Origin of the sequence: Hydrogenophaga atypica, assembly GCF_042665215.1 — a bacterium.
GTDB classification, from domain to species: domain Bacteria; phylum Pseudomonadota; class Gammaproteobacteria; order Burkholderiales; family Burkholderiaceae_C; genus Hydrogenophaga; species Hydrogenophaga defluvii_A.
On record NZ_JBHTCA010000004.1, the window covers coordinates 312556 to 334015 of the forward strand.

18 protein-coding genes are annotated in these 21460 nt (G+C 63.8%); 6 read left to right on the forward strand and 12 right to left on the reverse strand.

The genetic code is table 11. The features are described 5' to 3' along the window. Window positions 1-8: 8 nt before the first annotated feature. From ACFQPB_RS08245 to ACFQPB_RS08255, 3 genes are all read right to left on the reverse strand, one after another. Window positions 9-599, reverse strand: coding sequence for a retron system putative HNH endonuclease (locus ACFQPB_RS08245; RefSeq protein WP_382221725.1), 591 nt, complete (start codon window positions 597-599; stop codon window positions 9-11). A gap of 2 nt (window positions 600-601) precedes the next feature. Next, window positions 602-2029 (reverse strand): AAA family ATPase, encoded by a 1428-nt coding sequence (locus ACFQPB_RS08250; RefSeq protein WP_382221728.1) that lies wholly within the window; start codon window positions 2027-2029, stop codon window positions 602-604. A gap of 159 nt (window positions 2030-2188) precedes the next feature. Further along, window positions 2189-5722, reverse strand: coding sequence for a helicase-related protein (locus ACFQPB_RS08255; protein WP_382221731.1), 3534 nt, complete (start codon window positions 5720-5722; stop codon window positions 2189-2191). A gap of 187 nt (window positions 5723-5909) precedes the next feature. Between ACFQPB_RS08255 and ACFQPB_RS08260 the strand changes: the two genes are divergently transcribed. Beyond that, a complete protein-coding gene (locus tag ACFQPB_RS08260; RefSeq protein ID WP_382221733.1) occupies window positions 5910-6278 on the forward strand; it encodes a hypothetical protein in 369 nt (122 codons plus the stop codon). Between the two features lie 11 nt (window positions 6279-6289). Here ACFQPB_RS08260 and ACFQPB_RS08265 read toward each other — a convergent pair whose 3' ends face one another. Beyond that, a complete protein-coding gene (locus ACFQPB_RS08265) occupies window positions 6290-6946 on the reverse strand; it encodes a hypothetical protein (RefSeq protein WP_382221736.1) in 657 nt (218 codons plus the stop codon). Continuing rightward, entirely contained in the window at window positions 6936-8465 is a 1530-nt protein-coding gene (locus ACFQPB_RS08270) for an integrase arm-type DNA-binding domain-containing protein (RefSeq protein WP_382221738.1), read from the reverse strand. The genes ACFQPB_RS08265 and ACFQPB_RS08270 overlap by 11 nt, the downstream gene beginning before the upstream one ends. Window positions 8466-8627: 162 nt before the next feature. Here ACFQPB_RS08270 and mutS point away from each other — a divergent pair, with 162 nt between their 5' ends. The 4 genes from mutS to ACFQPB_RS08290 all read left to right on the forward strand — a co-directional run bounded on the left by mutS (window position 8628) and on the right by ACFQPB_RS08290 (window position 14038). Beyond that, on the forward strand, window positions 8628-11243 hold the full coding sequence (gene mutS, locus ACFQPB_RS08275) for a DNA mismatch repair protein MutS (RefSeq protein WP_382221740.1): 2616 nt from the start codon (window positions 8628-8630) through the stop codon (window positions 11241-11243). Next, window positions 11240-12064 carry a proteasome-type protease gene (locus tag ACFQPB_RS08280; protein WP_382221743.1) on the forward strand — a complete coding sequence of 275 codons (825 nt, stop codon included), beginning with the start codon at window positions 11240-11242 and terminating at the stop codon, window positions 12062-12064. Before mutS ends, ACFQPB_RS08280 begins: the two co-directional genes overlap by 4 nt. 5 nt (window positions 12065-12069) lie before the next feature. Then, window positions 12070-12942 carry an alpha/beta hydrolase gene (locus tag ACFQPB_RS08285; protein WP_382221745.1) on the forward strand — a complete coding sequence of 291 codons (873 nt, stop codon included), beginning with the start codon at window positions 12070-12072 and terminating at the stop codon, window positions 12940-12942. Between the two features lie 88 nt (window positions 12943-13030). Then, window positions 13031-14038 carry a diguanylate cyclase domain-containing protein gene (locus ACFQPB_RS08290; protein WP_382221748.1) on the forward strand — a complete coding sequence of 336 codons (1008 nt, stop codon included), beginning with the start codon at window positions 13031-13033 and terminating at the stop codon, window positions 14036-14038. On the opposite strand, the gene ACFQPB_RS08295 is transcribed toward ACFQPB_RS08290, so the two are convergent. From ACFQPB_RS08295 to ACFQPB_RS08325, 7 genes are all read right to left on the reverse strand, one after another. Beyond that, entirely contained in the window at window positions 13992-14819 is an 828-nt protein-coding gene (locus ACFQPB_RS08295; RefSeq protein WP_382221751.1) for an undecaprenyl-diphosphate phosphatase, read from the reverse strand. The two genes, ACFQPB_RS08290 and ACFQPB_RS08295, sit on opposite strands and share 47 nt — an antisense overlap. A gap of 3 nt (window positions 14820-14822) precedes the next feature. Next, a complete protein-coding gene (locus tag ACFQPB_RS08300; protein ID WP_382221754.1) occupies window positions 14823-15431 on the reverse strand; it encodes a YceB family lipoprotein in 609 nt (202 codons plus the stop codon). A 27-nt stretch (window positions 15432-15458) separates the two neighbouring features. Next, window positions 15459-16691 (reverse strand): ABC transporter permease, encoded by a 1233-nt coding sequence (locus ACFQPB_RS08305; protein WP_382221757.1) that lies wholly within the window; start codon window positions 16689-16691, stop codon window positions 15459-15461. After that, window positions 16688-17407, reverse strand: a complete 720-nt coding sequence (locus ACFQPB_RS08310) for an ABC transporter ATP-binding protein (protein WP_382221760.1) — start codon at window positions 17405-17407, stop codon at window positions 16688-16690. The genes ACFQPB_RS08305 and ACFQPB_RS08310 overlap by 4 nt, the downstream gene beginning before the upstream one ends. Before the next feature lie 13 nt (window positions 17408-17420). Then, entirely contained in the window at window positions 17421-19001 is a 1581-nt protein-coding gene (locus tag ACFQPB_RS08315; protein WP_382221762.1) for an efflux RND transporter periplasmic adaptor subunit, read from the reverse strand. Between the two features lie 140 nt (window positions 19002-19141). Then, window positions 19142-19561: a hypothetical protein gene (locus ACFQPB_RS08320; RefSeq protein WP_382199238.1), complete on the reverse strand. Its 420-nt coding sequence runs from the start codon at window positions 19559-19561 to the stop codon at window positions 19142-19144. 107 nt (window positions 19562-19668) lie between these two features. Beyond that, a complete protein-coding gene (locus tag ACFQPB_RS08325) occupies window positions 19669-20724 on the reverse strand; it encodes an acyltransferase family protein (RefSeq protein ID WP_382221765.1) in 1056 nt (351 codons plus the stop codon). Window positions 20725-20804: 80 nt separating this feature from the next. Here ACFQPB_RS08325 and ACFQPB_RS08330 point away from each other — a divergent pair, with 80 nt between their 5' ends. After that, complete coding sequence (locus tag ACFQPB_RS08330; RefSeq protein WP_382221768.1) at window positions 20805-21419, forward strand: DUF924 family protein; 615 nt, start codon at window positions 20805-20807, stop codon at window positions 21417-21419. Window positions 21420-21460: the final 41 nt, after the last annotated feature.

The window sequence follows — 21460 nt, forward strand, 5'->3', positions numbered from 1 at the left end:
GATCGGGCTTACAGCACTGTGGCCAGCATGTGGCGGTACGGTGCGGATTGCAAAAAGATATGGATATCGCCGGGCGTCTGCTGCAACACAGCCAGGGCATTGCGAAGCCAGCGTTGGCGTTCATCGACGAGATTGGAGTCGGCGTTCAGGCCCAGCATATCCCGCGTTTGACGAACGGGATGCAGTTGCTTTCGGGTCAGGCCGACAATGGGCTCGATAGTGCCGTCAGTGGACAGGGTCCACTGGGTATTGCAGCCAGGGCCAGGCTCGATGGGGAGCAGACCATTGCCCTTTCTTTGGCCGCAGGTCTTTGGGTTGATGCAACTGTGAGCGTAGTTGGTGTAAGCGAAACACAGGTGCGGGTGGCCATTGCCTCCCGCCTTGGGCTTGATGTGTTCAACCTGCCCGCCTGTTGGTTCCAACGGGCTTTCGCAATAAACACACAGGCCGTCCTGATCCTGATTCAGATCGGCTTTGACTGCGCGCTTGACTGGTGCGAATGGCTCACTGTCGAAGTCGGCCACAGCAGCGCCTGGGTGGGCGGCGACAAAAGCAGTAAGCGCAGGCGTGGGGATTGCGCGGTGTTGCAGCTCCACCATGGTCAATTCGCCCCGCCTGCTTTTCGTGCAGCTAGAAAGCGCCAGGTGGTGAGGTCGCTTTCATGAAATTGGTAGCCCGCTGCATCCAACGCCGCTCGGAGGGTTTGGCCCTCTTCGGTCTGCTCTTGGCCAACACGCACCAATTGCTCGTAGCGCCGAATTTCCTCTTGCAACGGCAAGGGTGGCTCCCGATGGGTGCCCATGATTTTGGCCAAGGCGTCACCCGATTCATGGGCCAGCGGGCTGAAATCCGGTGTCCGCACGCGCATGAGCCCATTTTCGCCCTGATCAAGAACCCGGATGTTTTCACGCGGTACGGTAGTCAGCACCTGTGGGCTGTGCGTAGTGACGATGAACTGCGTTAATGGAAAGGTACGCATCAAATCGCCTAGCACACGCTGTTGCCAGGTCGGGTGAAGGTGCAGGTCGATTTCGTCCACCAGCATGATGGCCGGTGCGCTCATGGCCAAAGCATGCTGGAAGGGCTCGAAGATACCGGGGTCTTGACCCTCCAATACAGAGACCACTTGCATGATCAGTTGCTGGCTTGCAAACTGATTGCCATATTCAAGATGGGGGTTGGCAATGGCAAGTCGTCGTGCAAAGTCCATCGCCAGTGCCAACATGCTTTGGTAGCCCTGACTAAGTTGGTTCACCAGCAGCTCGGCACCGTCGCTGGACCGCTCCAACATGAACTTATGGCGTGCGTTGAAATGTGGGTTCCGGTAGGCTTCCCCTAGCAGTGAAACAACAGTGGCCCGCAACGCTTCCAGCGACTCCAAGGGTGTGTAGTCCTCACTGCTGACACCCTTGTTTTTCCGAAGCTCGGCGGATTCTTCCTGATCAAACCACGCAAGCATCTCCCGGAAATCGCTCCGTGGGTTGAAGCAATCCACCAGTGCGGCCGTGGGGTGCTCGTAATTGTGCTTCGCGGAACGCAGGCGTTCAGGAACCTCGATATGACCTCGGCTCGCACCATAGTAGGCAAAGACGGGTGTGAGTGCCGGTGCGTCCGTCTTGTAGCTGGCCGTGATGGCGTGCAGATGCTCTTTGAGCGCCGTCTCGCCCCATGTCTCGGCAGGCTTCTTGCCTTTGCCACCGCCAGAGGGACGCCAGTAGTCCCATTGGAGGTCACCCCAGGTAGTGGACATGATTTGCGCGAAGTCAGCAGTGCTCCACTGCTCTCGCCCTCGCACTCCCGTCGAAGACTGAATACGAAAATCTGCGTCCTTGATGCCGCGACCCGTTAAGCGCTGATCGGCAGAAGACAGGTGGGTGAGGACCGGGGTCAAGCCACTGGCAATACCATCTAGCACTGCCGTTTTACCCGCCCCGTTTTCACCCACAATCACTGTGAGGCGTGGGTGCAGGTCCAGCGTCAGTGATTCAAAGCAACGGAAATTTTTCAGTGTGACGGTCTTCAATCTCATGGCGCAGCCCTCAGTTCAAGCAAAGTTGCGGCCCCTGGATTGCCTTTGGCCTATTAGAATTTGCATAGCCTGATACTCTAACCCCACCGGAGATAGCATCTCCGGTCCGATGCCCCAGCAGCGCAAGCTCTGGGGCATCTCTCTTTGTGGCGCCCTTGCTTACCCATGGAACACCTTGGGCTCCAAGGCTCTGCCCAGCAGCAACCCAAGGTCAAGGTTTTTGCTCGCCTCGGCCCAATCTGGCTCCTGGGTGAATGGCATGGGGACGTAGTTCACCGATTCGGCGCTGTCGCCGTCCACCACCACCACAGCCAGCACGAACTTGTCTTTCTGGTTCAGCCCGTGGCGAATCTCGTTGCTGGTGACGGTGATTGTGTCCTGCCCCTTAGCGCGGCCTTTGACTTCAATGTGGTGCTCTAACGCCAGCCCCTCGGGCTGCTCGACGTAGGCGGTGATGTCCCAGCCGCACTTTTCGGCAGATACGTCTTTGGTGCGGTGGCCCAGCGCGTGTTCGGCGTCAAACACTGCTTGCATGGCAATGCGCTCGATGCGGGCACGGGCTGCTGCGTCCACGCTGAAATTGGGCACACCGCTGCGCTGGGCCAACAACCCTGCGGGGATGACGAGCGCCCCGCCGATCACGTTGGGTGTGCCAGACGCCACGCTGCGCATGGCTTGGAGTTCGGCGGTGCGCTGTTTGAGGCGCGCGCTCAACTCCTCGGCACGGCGGCGGGCGTTCTCGGGTTGCAGACGGGGTTGCTTGCCTGCGCGCACGTCAATGTCCAGCCGGATGGCGCGGTCTGACCAGTATTGGATTTCTTTGACCAGGCGCTCGCGCACCGCTGCCAATTGCTTATCGGCCTGGCGCTCGCGGCGGCTGGCAACCTCTTGCGTGTGCTCGGGCACCAGGTGTTCGACGGCGTAGGCCAGGGCACGGGCTTCTATGTGGTGGGTTACCCAATCGGCCTGCAACACGTCGGCCACCTGGGTGGCCTGGGCTGTGGTGATGGGCACCAGGTCAAGGTGGCGGGCAAACGGTGCGGGGGTGGCGGTGCCGTCCGCCGTCATTTCCACAAACTGCAAGCGGCGCGACACATCGCGCACGGTGCCGCCGTTGGGGGCTGCTGTTTCGCGCACGCTGTGGTCGAGCATGAACAGCACGCGGGGTTCTGTGCTGTCGTCGTGCGGGTCCACCAGAATGGCGCCGCGTTTAAGCAGGCTGCGGTGGCTGGACAGCACCAGGTCGGTCACGGCTGCCATGAGGGGGTGGCCTGGGTGCACCAGTTCTGCTGTGGGCTTGCCGTAGATGGTGCGGTGCTCGCGGTCGAAGCAAATGCGCTCGTACTTTTTCAGCACCGGGGTGCGGGTGTGGCCGATCACACGGTCGCGCTCCATGACATCAGCAGGAACGTGGCGCACCTCGTAGCGGCCCGCCTCGCGGTCGCGCAGCTCGCCACCCACCACCCGGAATGCCTCGCGGAAGAATGCGCTGATGAAATGCGGTTGGAGCTTGCGGGCCTCGGCCTTGTCCATCTCCTCGCGGATGGCATAGAGGTCGTCCAGGCTCATGTGGTTTTCGACCAGGGCATTGCGGGCCATCAGGTCTTTCAGGTGCTGGGTGTCCAGCGCCTGGCCGATAACCTGCTCCATCCGGGCGCGGGTTTCGGGCTTTTCGCCATAGCGGATGGCGTCGATGAGCAAGTCTTTGAGCGAGATGTTGTCAAAAGCCTCGCCCAGCACGTTGAACACCCGCCCGCCCAAGGCCTCGCGCTCCACGGCCAGCTTTTCAAGCAGGCAGTTGAACACCTCGCCCTCACGGGTCTGGGCCGCTACCAGATTCCAAAGGTGGCACACCTCACGCTGGCCAATGCGATGGATGCGGCCAAAGCGCTGCTCCATGCGGTTGGGGTTCCAGGGCAGGTCGTAGTTGACCATGAGGTTGGCGTTTTGCAGGTTGACGCCCTCGCCCGCTGCGTCGGTGGCCAGCAGCACCAGCACGTCGGGGTCGTTGCGGAACGCCTCTTGCACCTTGCGCCGGTCATCGCGGTTGATGCCGCCGTGGATGGTGACCACAGCCTGTTCGCTGCCCAGCGTGTCGCGGATGCGCAGTAGCAGGTAATTGAGCGTGTCGCGGTGCTCGGTGAACACGATGATTTTGCGGCGGCGGCCATCGGCGGTGCGCATTTCGGGCTCGTCTTGCAGCAGGCGCGAAAACTCTTCCCACTTGCGGTCGCTGCGCGATTGCACAACGGATGCAGCGGCACTTTCCAACTCCCGCAGGATCAGGATTTCGGCTTGCAGCTCAGGAATGGTCTCGGCGGCAGTGGCCTGGTCCACCACCTGGTCGGCCACTGCTTCGTATTCCTCGGCGCTGAGTTCGTCGGCAGCGTCATCCAGGTCTTCGGGCAAGTCCAGCTGTCGCTTAACGACGTATTCACCCAGGTTCTCGCGCAGCACGTCGGCGCGGGCTTTGAGTTGCAGCTCGTCGAGGCGCGCTTCGAGCTTCTTGCGTCGGCGCGAGAGCGACGTGTAAATGGCCTGCGGGCTGGATGCCAGTCGGCGCTGCAACTGGGTCAGGGCAAAGCCCACGGTGCCCTTGCGCTTGCCATCCAGCCGGTCCGCACGGTCCATTTCGTTGCGGACGTAGTCGGTGACCTGGTCGTACAGCAGCACCTCGGCATCTGACAGCGTGTAGTTGACCGTGTACGCGCAGCGCTCCGGGAACAGCGGCTTGCCGTCAAAGCGCAGCAGCTCTTCCTTGACCATACGACGCATCATGTCGGTGATGTCCACCTTGTGGGCACCCTCGCGGAACTTGCCGTAGAAGCGGTCGCCGTCCAGCAGCGACATGAAGAGCTGGAAGTCTTCTTCCTTGCCGTTGTGGGGTGTAGCCGTCATCAGCAAGTAGTGGCGGGTAAGGCCGCCCAGGAACTTGCCCAGCTTGAATCGGCCTGTCTCGTTGACCTTGTTGCCGAAGTAGTTGGCCGACATCTTGTGGGCCTCGTCCACCACGATCAGGTCCCACTCGGTCTGCGCCAGCAGCTGCTGGTATTCCTCGTTGCGCGAAAGTTGGTCCAAGCGGGCAATCAGGCGGTCTTGTTCGGCAAAGTAGTTGCGGCTGTGGCACTGCTCCTGCTTTTCGCGGCTGAAAAGCTCGAAGTCCAGCCCGAATTTCTCACGCAGTTCGTCTTGCCACTGCTCCGTCAGGGAGCCGGGCGAGACGATGAGCACGCGCCGGGCATCGGCACGCAGGGTCATTTCTCGAATCAGCAGGCCCGCCATCACGGTCTTGCCTGCTCCGGGGTCGTCGGCCAGCACAAAGCGCAGCGGCTGGCGCGGGAGCATGGTTTCGTAAACGGCGGAAATCTGGTGCGGCAGGGGTTCGACGTTGGAGGTGTGCACCGCCATCAGGGGGTCGAACAGGTGCGCCAAGCTGATGCGATACGCCTCCAACGCTAGCTTGAAAGCAGCGGGCTCAGCATCGAAAGCCCATGCCTTGCCTGCCACGGCCAGGGACAAGCGATGCTCGTCGTGGCGGAAGATGGTCTGCTCATCGAGCTTGCCTTGGGCGTTGCGGTAGGCCACAAGGCGGGCGCTGGGGCCTATCTCTTCGACGTTGACAACCTTGACGACTTCATCCGGGACCAGCCCGGTGATTTGCGCGTCCTTAGCGATTTCTTCGAGTTTGAGCATGCGCGCCTGAGTGCGTTGAACGGTGGTTACATCAGGCACTGACTCCTTGGCAGGGACGAGCAAGGCGCAAACCCAGTGCACTCCCCCAAGCGCCTGATCGGCGGGTCAGTCTAGCAGGCAGAACGCACCATTGAAGCGTGTCACGGCGCACTCCGCCAGCGAGCTTCCAACTCACGACAAAAACACGTTGGCCATGCCCCTGGTCTGTGGCATCGGAATCCGCCGAGAATGGACGCACAACGACTTTTCAACCGCAACTAACATGTCAAGCAGCGCACCCTCCCCCCGAATTCGCCATGACTACCTGCTGCTGCACAAGCCTCTGATTTCAGCGCGCACCGCGCTGGAAGCGTTTGCGACCCCAGAGGGTGTTGAGGCGTATCGCAGGTTTCCGAACCTCGTTTCCAAAGCTCAGACACTGTTGCCGGACTTGCAGCAACTCATCGAGACAATGCTTCCGGAATTGGTGGCTGCCAGGGTTCGCATGGCACTGGACGGGGTGCCACTTATTGCACCGGTAGACCACGACATACCCGCTGGTCTCATGGGGGATTGAGGAGCAACCTGTCAGAGAGCCAGGAGCTTTGCACGCCTGGACTCGTCCACGCGTTGACACAGGCCAGGAGACTCTTCCTCGGCAACCGTCAACCAGTGGCCTCGCGCGGCTTCATCGACCCAAACGCCTGCGAGAGCGGCCACCCAATCCATCCAAACCACTTCAATGCGGTCATCCATGAACATTTCCGCAGTGGTTTGGACGTTTTCCCAGCAAGGTGCAATGACCAACCCTTGCTGCTCCACAAAGAACGGCCAGACAGCATCGTCATCAGCGACTTCCGTCACGGAGCCGAACTTCATTAGATGGCGCCTGATACCGAGGATGCCCAGGCCGTTTTTGCGTGAGGCAGCTGCGTTCTTGGCAATCGGCAGGTGCTCCATGGACGGGTACGGATTGGGTTGGCTGATCGGCTCTCCCGCGATGTACTCCACCAGGGTGCTCGCCAGGTACTTCACCTCGTCGCCTTTTTTACCGCCAGCCCAGTTGGGTGCTGGTGGCGGTGGCTTCAACTTCTTGCGCCGCTTTTCAAGCGTGCTCACAGACATATCGAGCATCAGCGCGGCTTTTGCGGCTGAGAGCAACTTGACCCGCCGCACTTCCGACGAAAGTGCCATGACCTCGGCAAGCAGAGCGTTTTGCCCCGCATCCATATCTTCAATGCTCACTGACTGCCTCCCCATCAAGTCTCAGCAGCACTGTGGCATGCCGGAGTATTTCGTCTTCTAGCTTCTGCATGTATCGGCGCAGGGTGTCCTGACTGGGCTTACCGTATCGCGCGGTCACGTTGCCCATTTGCCCGTGATTCATGAGCTGCTGGACAACAGCATAAGGCATGCCCTCGATATTCACGGCGACGGTGCAAAAGGTCCGTCTGAGATCGTGCATGGTGAACACCCACTGGGGTCGGTATCTCCGCTCAAACTCCTCTTGGGCTTCTACTGACGCGGCAATCTCCGGGTCCCGTCTTGCGACGTACTCACCCCAAGCCAGCTGTAAGCTCTTTTTTTCCAACGTTGACCGCAAGGAGGCAACAAACTCGCGGGGGCTGTTGTAGTACGCAGATTCGGTCTTGGGGTTCTTCGACGATGACGGGAAAACGTACAGCTGGCTCGGCTGCTCTTGCTGACGCAATCTCATCAACCAGGTGGCAAAGCGTCCGAGCGGCACGCTGTGGGTTGTGCCGGACTTCGTTCCCCTGAAAGTAACTTGGCCGCATTCCGCCCCCTCGGGCAGCGATAGCACGCTGAATTCCGTCTCGTCCAAGCCCTCCGCCAATAGCTGATCACGCCAAACCAGCTTGGCCGTCTCACTCTTGCGTGCACCGAGTAGCAAGGTCAGCAGCATGTAGTCCACGGCATCGCGGTTGCGCTGGCGCTTTGCCCAGAGCGCATCAAGCCATGTCCCGAGCTTCTCGGGAGTGTTTTCCAAGGGGTTGCGGACTTTCCGGTCTTCGTACTCAGCTTCCAACTCTGCGCGAGTACGCATGTGTCTGCGGGCAATGTTGAACGGGTTGACCAACAGCTCGCCATCGAAAGATGCCCGGTTTCGGTTGGCCTGCTGGTCTTCAATGTGCACGTTGAACGCAGCTCGGCACCACATCAACGTCTGTTCTGCTGCGGTGCGATGTCCCTGCTCCTTGGCAATGCGTTGCCAGATTTCTTGAACAGACTTCACGCCGATCGTGCGCAGCGACTTTCCAAGCCACGGTTTCAATCGACGGATGGCCGCCTCAATGGCTTTTACCGAATTGGGCCGGGGGTCTTTCCCCTTCTTGTACTGCTCCAAGTAATTCGACATGACGTGGCCCAGTGTGGTGGCCACAATTCCCCGCTCTTCGGCACGGAGTTCCTGAATGTCTTCACCCCGCTTCATCGAGAAACGAACATCCCCCGCAATCTGTCGGACATCTGTGAGGGGGTCGTCGGTGTTCACATTAAGCCGGGGATAGTCACCCAAGGCCACCTTCGTGACCTTGCCCCCCACGCGGACTTGGAGGTAGAAGGTCTTACGCTTCGTCCCCACATACAAGCACAGGCCTGGCGGCGTGTTGGGCGCACTGTCAGAGACAATGTAAGCCTTGGGCTGGTCAACGTCAGTCAGGCCGACCATCTTGCCGTTTGCCACCACAGGGCGCACGGACGGGGTCAGCTTTTTGAGGTTGTCGCGTGTGAAGATGAAGCGCATATACCCACCCAAAATTGCGTGATGAGGGTCTCTATTTTGCTACATTCTTGCTACGCAAAAGTGGCGGTTCTATGTGGTTCTATGCGATTCATGGCAAAACAAGAAAGCTGAGTAGTGACAAAAAACATAGAAAATTCAACAGCTTACGAACAAAAACAAGCCATGGAGAATGACTTCTCAAACCACACCCCCATGATGGCGCAGTACCTGGCCATCAAAGCCGAGTTCCCGCGCACGCTGGTGTTCTACCGCATGGGCGACTTTTACGAAGTCTTCTACGACGACGCCGAAAAAGCCGCGCGCCTGCTCGACATCACCTTGACCAAACGTGGCCAGTCGGCCGGCCAGCCGGTGGTGATGGCAGGTGTGCCTTTCCACTCGGTCGAGAGCTACCTGTCGCGCCTCATCAAGCTTGGCGAATCGGTGGCCGTGTGCGAGCAGGTGGGCGAAGTGGGCGCCAGCAAAGGCCCGGTGGAGCGCAAGGTGGTGCGCGTGGTCACGCCCGGCACGCTGACCGACGCCGAGTTGTTGTCGGACAAAAGCGAGGCCCTGTTGCTGGCGGTGCACCACGGTCCGCGCGCCCAACTGGGCCTGGCCTGGATGAGCGTGACCCAGAGCACGGTGCACCTGGCACAGTGCGACAAGGACGACTGGGCGGCCTGGCAACAACGCCTGGACCCCAGCGAAATCCTCTACAGCGCCGACGCGCCGCCGGCCTTTGAACAAGGGTTTGGCCTGCCCGGCAGTGGCCGTCCGACACTCACGCCCCGCCCCGCCTGGCAGTTCGACCCCGCGCTGGGCGAACGAAAGCTGCTGGCCCAACTCGACGCCGGCAGCCTGGCCGGCTGGGGCGCACAAGACCTGCCGCTGGCCCACGCCGCCGCCTCGGCCCTGCTGGACTTTGCCGAACACACCCAGGGCCGCGCGCTGGCCCACGTGCGCCAGTTGCAGGTGGCGCGGCCGCAAGAGCTGATCGAGTTGCCGGCCATGACCCGGCGCAACCTCGAACTCACCCACACCCTGCGCGGCGAGACGGCGCCCACGCTGTTCTCGCTGCTCGACACCTGCCGCACCGGCATGGGCAGCCGCCTGCTGCGCCATTGGCTGCTCGAACCCCCACGCGACCGCGAACCCGCGCGCCAACGCCTGGCCGCCATCGGCTGGCTGCGCGAGGGTTTTCGCGGCGAGCGCCTGCGCGATGCCTTGAAAGGCGCGGCCGATGTGGAGCGCATCACCGCCCGCACCGCGCTGCGCCAGGTGCGTCCACGCGAATTGGTGGCGCTGGGCCACACGCTCGCGCAGGCAACCGAATTGGCACAGCAGTTGCACGCCACCTTGGCAGCAGGCCACGCGCCCAGCCTGCTGCTGGCCATGGCTGGCGACCTGCAACCGCCGCCCGACGGCGCCGTGCTGCTGCACCGCGCCCTGCTGCCCGAACCCGCCGCGCTGGTGCGCGACGGTGGCGTGATCAACCACGGCTTTGACGCTGAGCTGGACGAGCTGCGCGCCATCCAGACCAACTGCGACGGCTTTCTGCTCGACCTCGAAACCCGTGAACGCACGCGCACCGGTATCGCCAACCTGCGCGTGCAATTCAACAAGGTGCACGGCTTCTACATCGAGGTCACGCAGGGCCAGCTCGACAAGGTGCCCGACGACTACCGCCGCCGCCAAACCTTGAAAAACGCCGAGCGTTTCATCACGCCCGAACTCAAGGCGTTTGAAGACAAAGCTTTGAGCGCCCAGGAACGTGCACTGGCGCGCGAGAAATGGTTGTACGAACAGCTGCTGGACGCGCTGCAAGCCCACCTGCCCACGCTGGACCGCGTGGCCCGTGCGCTGGCCACGCTGGACACCTTGTGTGCGCTGGCCGAACGCTCGCTCACGCTCAACTGGACGGCGCCACAGTTCACACCCGAGCCGTGCATCGAAATCCGCGCCGGCCGGCACCCGGTGGTGGAGGCTCGGCTGAATGAAACCAGTGGTGGCAGCTTCATTGCCAACGACACGGTGCTGGGCCCCAAGGCCCGCATGCAAATCATCACCGGCCCCAACATGGGCGGTAAAAGCACCTACATGCGCCAGGTGGCCGTGATCGCGCTGCTGGCCAGCATGGGCAGCTACGTGCCCGCACAAAGCTGCCGCCTGGGCCCGCTGGACGCCATCCACACCCGCATCGGTGCGGCGGATGACTTGGCCAATGCCCAATCCACCTTCATGCTGGAGATGACCGAGGCCGCGCACATCCTGCACAGCGCCACACCCGAAAGCCTGGTGCTGATGGACGAGATCGGCCGGGGCACGTCCACCTTCGATGGCCTGGCGCTGGCCGGTGGCATCGCCGCCCACCTGCACGACAAGGTGCGCGCCTTCACCTTGTTCGCGACGCACTACTTTGAACTGACCGAGTTCCCGGCCAGCCACCACGCGGCACAAAACGTGCATGTGAGTGCGGTGGAGTCGGGCGGGCGCGACATCGTGTTCCTGCACCAGATCGAACCCGGGCCGGCCAGCCGCAGCTACGGCGTGCAGGTGGCGCGCCTGGCAGGCGTGCCTGGCGCGGTGGTGAGCCACGCCAAACACGCGCTGGCCGCGCTGGAGGCCCACAGCCAGCAGGCGCAAAGCCAGGTCGATCTGTTCGCCCCGCCGCCGGCCACCGCCGAGCCCGAACCCAGCGCGCTGGACCGGGCCTTTGCCCAGATCGACCCCGATACACTCAGCCCCCGGGAGGCCCTGGAGCTGGTCTACACACTGAAAAAACTGAGCAAAAAGAAATGACCTATTGCGTCGCCGTCAAACTCAATGCCGGGCTGGTGTTCCTGTCCGATTCACGCACCAACGCGGGCCTGGACCAGATCAGCACCTTCCGCAAGATGATCGTCTACGAGAAGCCGGGGGAGCGCTTCATGTGCCTGCTGTCGGCGGGCAACCTGAGCATCTCGCAGTCGGTGCGCGAAATCCTGCAAGTGGAGCAGCTCAAGGACCCGGAAACCGATGAAGCCATCACCATCTGGAACGCCAAAAGCATGTTCGATGCCGCGCGCGTGCTGGGTGCCGCCGTGCGCCACGTGTACGAGCGCGACGGCGAATCGCTCAAGCGCGCCGGGGTCGATTTCAACGTTTCCATGATCTTCGGTGGCCAGGTGGCCGGTGAGGGCATGCGCCTGTTCCAGGTCTATTCGGCGGGCAACTTCATCGAAGCCACGGCCGAGACGCCCTTCTTCCAGATCGGTGAATCCAAGTACGGCAAACCCGTGCTGGACCGCGTGATCACACCCAACACGCCGCTGGACGAAGCCGCCAAATGTGTGCTCGTGTCCATGGACTCCACGCTCAAGTCCAACCTGTCGGTGGGCCTGCCGCTGGACCTGGTGGTGTACGAAGCCGATCAGCTCAAAAGCGACCGCATCGTCTGCATCGACGACAACAACCCCTACTTCCGCATGCTGCACAACACCTGGGGCCAGAAGCTGCGCGAGGTGTTCGACAGCATCGAACACCCCACCTGGGACGGCAGCCACACCGCCGTGCCCCTGATGACGGGCAGCGCACGCCGTGCGCTCAAGAAGATCAGCACCCCGAAGGACAAGTTGATCTGAACACGATGCCCCACAGCCAGACCCCGCTGATCGTTTTTGCCCACGCCAACAGCTTTCCCGCCGCCACCTACAACCTGATGTTCCGCTCGCTGCGCGCGCGCGGCTTTGCGGTGAAGGCGCTGGACAAGTTTGGCCACGACCCGCGTTATCCCGTCACCAGCAACTGGCCCCATCTGGTGCAGCAACTGGCCGACTTCGCCGGCCCCGAGGTTGAGAAGCACCGGGGCCCGGCGTTTCTTGTGGGTCATTCGCTGGGCGGGTTTGTGAGCGTGATGTGCGCGGCCCAACACCCGCAGCTGGGTGGCAAAGGTGTGCAAGGGGTATTGCTGCTTGACTCACCGCTGCTGGGCGGCTGGCGTGCGCGAACGCTGGCCTTGATCAAGGGCGCGCAGCTGGTGGGCTCGGTCTCACCCGGCAAAATCAGCCGCCGCCGCCGCCACCAGTGGCCCAGCCTGGACGATGCCCTGGCCCACTTTCAGCACAAGCGTGCCTTTGCGCGCTGGCACCCGCAGGTGCTGCGCGACTACGTGACCCACTGCACCCACGACCAGCCCACCGCCGACGGCGTGCGCCGGGTGCTGGACTTCGACCGCGACATCGAAACGGCGATCTACAACACCCTGCCCCACCACCTCGACCGCCTGCTGCGCCGCCACCCCTTGCCATGCCCGGTGGCCTTCATTGGTGGCACGCACTCGCAAGAGATGCAGCAGGTGGGCATGGCGATGACACACAAAGTGGTGGGCAAACAGCACCCCGAACGCTTGCGCATGCTGGAAGGCAGCCACCTGTTCCCCATGGAGCAACCGCAGGAAACCGCCGCCTTGATCGAGGACGTGCTCTCCGGCATGAGCGCAACACCGGCCCAAGCGGCGTAACATATTGTGAACAAAAGGTAAATGTGAAATAGTTGGTCACAATTGCGCCTACCTCGCTGCTTCGAGCAAGAAGAGCTTTGCTGACACCATGACCCAAAACCGGCGCACCAGCGCCACGCCCCGGGCCACCCCACCGGTGGAGCCCACCGCAACGGATACCACCGCCGAACTGGCACGCCTGAACAACGCGCTCGACTGCACGCAGGCCGGCCTGTGGGACTGGCACTCCAGCACCCAGCGTCTTGTGCTGGACACACGCTCGGGCACGCTGATTGGCCTGAAAGACACCGGCGCCGCCGGCCACAGCAGCCTCGCGGCCATGGAGCTGCTTCTGCACCCTCAGGATCTCGACCCATGGCGCAGTGCCTGGCGGGATGCGCTGGCGGGCAAAAGTGATCACCTCGATTGCGAGGTGCGCTTCGCCCGGGGGCCTGCCAGCTGGAACTGGCTGTTGTGGCGCGGGCGCGTGTTGTCGCGCGACGCCCACGGCCAGGCCGACACCCTGGCCGGCGTGGTGATGGACATCCAGCCGCTCAAACAGGCGCAGTCGCAACTGGGGGTGATGGCCCAGCGCGATCCGCTGACCGATCTGCCCAACCGCGCGCTGCTGGCCGATCGGCTGTCGCATGCGCTGGCCTCAGCGCGACGCAACCGCAGCGCTTTTGTGCTCATGGAGGTGTCGCTCGAAGGTGTGGCGCCCATCAATGAGGCGCTGGGTGTCGAGATGGGCAACCACGTGATCCGCCAGGCCGCGCGCCGCATGGCCACCTGCACCCGGGCGTCGGACTCGGTGGCCCGCACCGGCAACGACGAATTTGTGCTGCTGCTGGAAAACGTCGAGGGCACCGAAGACGCCCTGGCCGTGGCCGACAAACTGCGCCACCACATCAACGAACCGCTGGTGGTGGACGGCCACTGGCTTCAGGTCTCGGCCAGCATCGGGATGGCCATGTACCCGGCCCACGGGGACGACCTGGCCGATCTGCAGGCACATGCCGCACAGGCCCGCCAGCAGGCCTCGCGCAGCGGCGGCGACCGGGTGGCGGTGTTCACGCCGTCCAGCGAATCCAGCCTGCCCAAGCCGACAGCAGAATGAAGCCGCCAAACGCGATGCGGTACCAGGCAAACGGGACGAAGGTGTGGCTGGCCACAAATCGCAGCAGCCAGCGCACACAGGCCCAGGCCGACACATAAGACGTCAGCAGCCCCACGGCAAACAGCGGCAGGTCGGCGGTGCTCAACAGCCCGGCGTGTTTGTACAGGTCGTACGCTGCTGCGCCAAACAACATGGGAATGGCGAGGAAAAAGCTGAATTCGGTGGCCGTCTTGCGCGACAAGCCGATCAGCATGCCCCCGATGATGGTGGCACCCGAGCGACTGACACCAGGCACCAGCGCAACACACTGGATCAGGCCCACCTTGAGGGCGTCGCGCCAGCGCAGTTCGTCCACGTTGTCCACCCGGGCCGGCACACCGGCCTGCCGGCGTTCGGCCCACAGAATGATCACCCCGCCGACGATGAAACCCAAGGCCACCACGATGGGGCTGAACAACACCTGCTTGATGAAGCCAATGAACATCACGCCGGCCACGGCCGCGGGCAAAAAGCCGATCAGCACATTGGCGGTGAAGCGCTGGGCCTCGCGTTCGGTGGCCAGGCCTTTGGCGGTTTGCCACAGCCGCTGAAAGTACAGCGAGACGATGGCCATGATGGCCCCGGTCTGGATGACGATTTCGAACAGCTTGATCTTGTCGCCCTGCAAGTCGAGCAGCGCTGCCGCAAGAATCAGGTGGCCGGTGGATGAAATGGGCAAAAACTCGGTCAGCCCCTCGACCACCCCCAAAACGGCGGCCTTGAGCAACAAAACTGGGTCCATGAATCAGTGGGAAGGGGAAGTGAGTTCGAGTTGCAGCCCACCCGGCACCACCTTCAGCACACCGGGGCGCAAGCCCAGGCGTTGCGCGGACTGGAGGTCCTCGGGTTTGAAGCGGTGCAGGCTGAAATCGTTGAGCAGGTGCTCGGCCACCAGCGCACCCAAACGCTGCGCCTGGTTGGCCATGGGGCCGCTCAGGCGCGGCACGTCAAAGGCCTCCACGCGCACATCGGTCATGCGCACACTGGCATCGGAAGGTTCAAAGCGCAGCCCGTAGCTCAGGGACAGCGCCCCGTCAAAACGGCGTGAATCGCCCCAGAAGTCGCCCAACGCAAAGTCCATGCGGGTGCCCACGCGGTTCTCGGCCGGAATGAGGCGAACACGCGGCGCCGACAGGGTGAGATCAAACAGTTCCAGGTAACGGCGACGCACCGGAAACTGCTCGGCAATGCGCTGCGCAAGCTGCGCCTCCGACACCGAAACCACACGCGGCCCGGTGAGCGCGGCACAGCCTCCCAACACCAGCACCAAGCCCGCCAGCAGCAGGGCAAGCAGCACGTGCCAACGGGCCAATGGAGCGGCAGCAAAACGCAGGGGGAGGGGCAGAACGCGCATGGGTGGGAGAAACCGGAAGCCTGGAGTCTACTCGTGCCGCAGGGCCTCAATGGGCAACAAACGTGAAGCCTTGTGCGCCGGGTAGTAACCAAAAAACACGCCCACAAACGCGGCAAAACCGGCGGCCAGCAACACGGAGTCCAGGGTCATGCTCACCTTCCAGCCGGCAAACTCGCCCACCGCCCAGGTGGCTGCCGCCCCCAGCAGCACGCCCACAGCACCGCCCACCAGGCTCAGCGTCACCGCCTCGATGAGGAACTGAGAGAGGATGTCGCGCCCACGCGCGCCCACCGCCATGCGCAGGCCAATCTCGCGGGTGCGCTCGGTCACGCTCACCAGCATGATGTTCATGATGCCAATGCCACCAATCACCAGGCTGATGCCCGCCACGGCCGACAGCAGCATGGTCATGGTGCGGCTGGACGCCTCCTGCGTCTGCAGCATTTCAGTGAGGTTGCGGATGCGGAAGGGCTCGTCGGCCCCCGGTTGCACCCGAAAACGTTGGCGCAGCAATTCGGTGATGCTTTCTTCGGCCACCTTCATGTCGGCACCGTCGCGCACCTTGACGGAGATGGTGGCCACCCGCTTGATGCGCCCCGCCGTGCCGCCCTGCAGTCGGTTGCGGAAGGTGCTGATGGGCACGATCATGATGTCGTCCTGGTCCGATCCCCAGGAGTTCTGCCCTTTGGACGACAACACGCCCACGATGGTGACCGGCACCGAACGCAAGCGCACCACTTGGTCAATCGGGTCCTGGTCGCCAAACAGCTCACGGGCCACCGTCGAACCGATCAACGCCACCTTGGCAGCGCCCTGCTGCTCGGCGGCCTCGAACAGACGACCGCTCTCCAGCGGCCAGTCGCGCGCTTCGAGGTAGTCGTTGGTGGCGCCAAACACCGGCGTGCTCCAGTTGCTGTTGCCATACACCGCCTGCACGGTGGCGCGCGAGCTGGGCGCGGCCACCTGCACCTCGGGCACCTCCAGCGCGATGGCCGTGGCGTCGTCTTCGGTCAGGCCCTGTGCGGTCTGCGCGCCCTGGCGCACACCGCCGGTGTTGGCGCCACCGGGCAACACCAGCATGATGTTGGAGCCCAGCACCTTCATGTATTCCTGCACACGGTCGGTGGCGCCCTGCCCCACCGCGATCATGGTGATGACGGCGGCCACGCCGATGATGATGCCCAGCATGGTGAGCAGGCTGCGCAGCAGGTTGGCGCGCAGGGCACGCCAGGCGCTTCGAACGGCGGCCAGCGTGTTCATGCGGTCTCCTGGGCTGAAGCAGCCGCAACGCGCCCGGGCTGGCGCGCGTCTTCCACCAGTTGGCCATCACGAAACACCAGCCGCCGCCGCGCCCAGGCCGCCACGTCGTGCTCATGGGTCACCAGCACCACCGTCATGCCCTGGGCGTTAAGCTGCGCCAGCAGTTGCATGATGTCGTCACTGGTGCGCGAGTCGAGCGCGCCGGTGGGTTCATCGGCCAGGATGAGCTGCGGCTGGTTGACCAGCGCGCGGGCAATCGCCACCCGCTGCTGCTGCCCGCCCGAGAGCTCGGCCGGCGTGTGGCCGGTGCGTTCGCCCAGGCCCACGCGCTGCAGCGCCGTCAGGGCGCGCTGGTGGCGGTCGCCAGCCTTCACGCCGGCATACACCATGGGCAACTCCACGTTTTCCAGTGCCGAGGTGCGGGGCAACAAATTGAACTGCTGGAACACAAAACCGATGCGCCGGTTGCGCACCGCCGCCAGCGCGTCTTTGCCCATGGCCTGCACCGGCTCGCCGGCCAAACGGTAGCTGCCGCTGTCGGGCCTGTCCAGGCAGCCCAGCATGTTCATCAGGGTGGACTTGCCAGACCCCGAAGCGCCCATGATGGCGACGAACTCGCCCTCATCGATGGACAGGCTCACGTCGTCCAGCGCCCGGACCGTCTGCCCGCCCAGCGTGTAGCTTTTGCGCAGGTGCTCGACCTCGATCAGTGCCATGGGTGTGCGCCGATCAGAACGAGAAACGCGGGCCCGACGCTGCGCGCGGTGCGGCGGACTGGGTGCCCACAATGACTTCGGCGCCCACCTTGAGCGTGTCGGCCAAGGGCGAGTTGGCGGGCATCATCAATTCGGTCATGCTGCCATCGCTGATGCCCAGGCGCACATCAAACGCTTGTGGCTTGCCATCGGCACCCAGCACAAACACACGCCCGCGTGTGCTCTGCCGCCCCGACTGTTCGGCCACCAAGGCCGCGTACAGCGGCTTTTGCTCGGGGCTCAACACATCGGTGATGCGCGCACGCACCTCGACCATGATGCGTTCGCGCGCCTTGGGACGGTCTTTTTCGGGCAATTCACGCAGCGCCGCAAACTGGGGGCGGGCACTGGCAAAAATCCCATCGACCTTGCCAATCTGGTCTTCCGTCAACTTGAGTTGCTGGACCAGGCGGTCGCGCAACTCGGTCATGGGGTTGCGTCCGCCAGCACCGCTGCCCGCTGCTGCAGCGACGGGCGCCGCTGCGTCAGCCGGCGCCGCACCGGCCGGCTCCACGCCCGGCAGGCGCACGCGCAGGGCGGCGTTGGGCACCTTGAGCACGTTTTCGCGCGCGTCGGTGAGGATGCGCACGTTGGCCGTCATGCCCGGCAACAAGCGCCCTGCCGCATTCGAAAAACGCACCACCGCGATGTAGGTGACCACGTTGGCCACGTTCTGCGCGGCCTTGCGCACCTGCAGCACCTCGCCGTCAAAACTCTGCCCCGGAAACGCATCCACCGTGAACGTGGCTTTGAGGCCGGTGCGGATGCGCCCCACATCGGCCTCGTCGATGCTGGCATCCACCTGCATGTCCGACAGGTTTTGCGCGATCACAAACAGCTCGGGCGACTGCAGGCTGGCAGCCACCGTCTGGCCACGCTCCACCGCGCGTTTGATGACGATGCCGTCCACCGGCGACTTGATGCGGGTGCGCCCCAGGTCCACACCGGCCTGGGCCAACACCGCTTCACGCTGCGCCACCGTGGCCTGGGCCGATTTGATTTGCGCCTCGCTCACCCCCAGCTGCGCCTGGGCCGATTTGATGGTTTCGGTGGCCGACGCCACCAGGGCGCGGGTGCGGTCGGCCTCGCTCTGGGCGATGAAACCCTGGGCCACCAGGTTGAGGTTGCGGTCGTGGCTGCGCTGGGCTTCGGCCAGGTCGGTCTGCGCGCGCGACAGGTTGGCGCGGCTGGCAGCGGCGTTGGCCTGCGCGGTGAGCACGTTGGCGCGCGCGGCGTCCAGGTCGGCCTGGGCCGAACGCACGCGGTACTCAAAGGTTTCGGGGTCGATCTGGGCGATCAGCTGCCCGGCCTTCACCTCGGCGTTGTAGTCCACGTACAGGTCGCGAATCTGGCCGCTGACCTGCGTGCCCACCGACACCTGGGTGACCGGGTTGACCGCACCGCTGGCCGACACCGTGGCTTGCAGCCCACCGCGCTCGATCTTGGCGGTTCGGTAGCTCACGGCGGGCGCGTCGCCGCGCTGCATCCACCACCAGCCCGCTCCAGCCGCCGCCACCAACACCAGCGCCGTGGCGCTCCACTTCTTGAGGTTCATGCCCAAATTGTAGAAACCCCCGGTCGCTGTTCATGCCGCAGGGGTTTCAGCGGTGTGAAGGCGGTGCAAAGTGGCGCAGAAATGAAAAAACCCGCTGCACTTGCGCGCAGCGGGAGCCTTGGAAAACCAACGAGAAAAAATCAACGCCAACGACGGTGGTCGTCGTCACGCTCCCAGCGTTCGTTTCCATGGCGATGCCCATGGCGGTGCTTGTGTTTGTGGCCGTGGCCGGGCGGGCCGTACACCACCACCGGCGGGTAGGGGTGCACCACCACCGGCTGCACATAGCCCGGCATGGGCCGCACCTGGTAGACGGGCTGCGGGTGCACGTAGACCGGCTGGCCATAGACCGGTTGGCCATACACCGGCTGCGGGTACACCACCACCGGGCGGTGGTTGGACACACCCACCGACACGCCGGGCGAGGCGATGCCGATGGACCAGTTCACATCGCGGGCCTGCGCCACGCTGGCGGCTCCCAGGGCGCACAGGCCGGCCACCCAGGCCAGGCCACGGCCCAGCCATGGTCGGTATGCGGTTGAAGGTCGGTCAGAAGTCATGAGGGTCTCCGGTTGAAGCAGGCCTGAAGCCCGTTGCCGTATTGCACCTCAGCCCGGTCTTGACAATCCACCTCCAAGTGTCAAGACCGTGAGCAAACGTAACGGCTTCAGCCCAGGCGCCGCAGCCGGTGCTCCACCTGGTGGTAGAACAGCGCGCCCGCCAGATTGCAAGCCAGCCACGCCAACAGCACCCCCACCGTTTGCACCACGGGGTCGGGTGGGGCAAAGCGGGTGAAGGCCGCGTTCACCACCAGCCCAATCGGGAAGTTGAGCAAAAACACCGAGTACGAGATTTGGCCCAGGTAAGCCAGCACCCGGCTGCGCGGGAAGCTGGCCAGCCAGCCGCCCCACTGCGCCACACCCAGCAGCAGCGCCACCACCAGGGCCAGCGCAATGCGCTCGCGGAAGTCCACCGCCAGCGCCAGCACCGTGGCCAGCACCAGCACCGCCGCCAACCAGCGCCACGCCCGGTGTTGGCCCGGCAGGCTGGCCCAGCAGGTGATGGCGCCCAGCGTGTAAGCGCCCATGAAATACAAGGCCCAGTTGTCCCAGTCCGAATCGCGGTTGAAGAAGAACAGGGAGGCCAGCGCCAAAACCGCCATCAACAGCATGACGGCCCACGCGGTGGCACGCGCCGCACCGTTGGCCAGGCTGCGTGCCAGCCACAACACGGCCACAAAGAGGGTGAAGAGCTGGAAGTCGATGGCCACGTACCACACGCCGGCCGAGAGCGCATCCATGCCCAGCACGCTGTGCAGCAGCAGCGCGTGCGCCAAAAACTGCAACAGCTCCGGTGTGTCGGGGATGGAGTCGTGCGCCATCCAGCGCCGGGCCACCTCGGTGCAGACGATGGCCACCAGCAGCGCCGCCAGGTAGGGCAGGCTGATCTTGATGTAGCGTGACAGCACCAGCCGCAGTGGGTGCTGCCCCCGCAACACACCGTGGGGCGCCAAGGCACGGGCCGACAAAAACCCGCTGATGACCAGAAACACCTGCACCGCCATGCGCGCGTCCTGGCTCAGCCAGGTGATGAGGCCGGGCCACAACTTGTGCGTGAAGTCGGACATGGGCCCATAAAACGCCAGGTGGTGCAGCACGATGAACTGCGACGCCACGGCCTTGAGGGCGTCGATGAGGGCCAGGCGGGAAGGGGCGTTGGACATGGTGGGCGGCGTGACAGAGCGCGGCGGATGTTACACGCCACTTCTAGAATGCCGTGATGCCCTTTGTTGAACACGCTGCCATGACCACCTTGCCCCCCGCCGCCGCCCAGGTTTTGCACTTCTGGCTGGGCGACGACCCGCTGACCGACTGGCCCCAACCCCACCGGGGCGACCTGTGGTTCAAGGGGGGCGCCGAAGTGGACGCCAACATCCGCGCCCAGTTTGGCCCGCTGGTGGAAGAGGCCATGGCCGGCGGCCTGGCCGATTGGGAGGCCGACCCGATGGCCCGCCTGGCGCTCATCCTGCTGCTGGACCAATTCAGCCGCAACGTCTACCGAGGCCAGGCCCACGCCTTTGCCGGCGACGCCCGAGCCCAGGCGCTGAGCCAGCGCACGCTGGACGCGGGCGAAGACGCGGCCCTGCCCCGCGCCGGCCGCCTGTTTGTGTACATGCCGCTGATGCACGCCGAAACACTGGCGCAGCAAAACGCCTGCGTGGCCTGTTTTGAGCGCCTGCACGCGGGCGCGCCCGAAGGTTTGAAAGACATCTTGGCCAACAACCTGCAGTACGCCATCCTGCACCGCGACATCGTGGCCCGCTTTGGCCGCTTTCCGCACCGCAACGCGGTGTTGGGCCGCAACAGCACGCCGGAAGAGCTTGAATTCTTGAAGGACGGGCCGCGCTTCGGTCAATAGGGCGCGCCCCTGGCGTCGGCGGAGCCGACGCCTAGAATCTG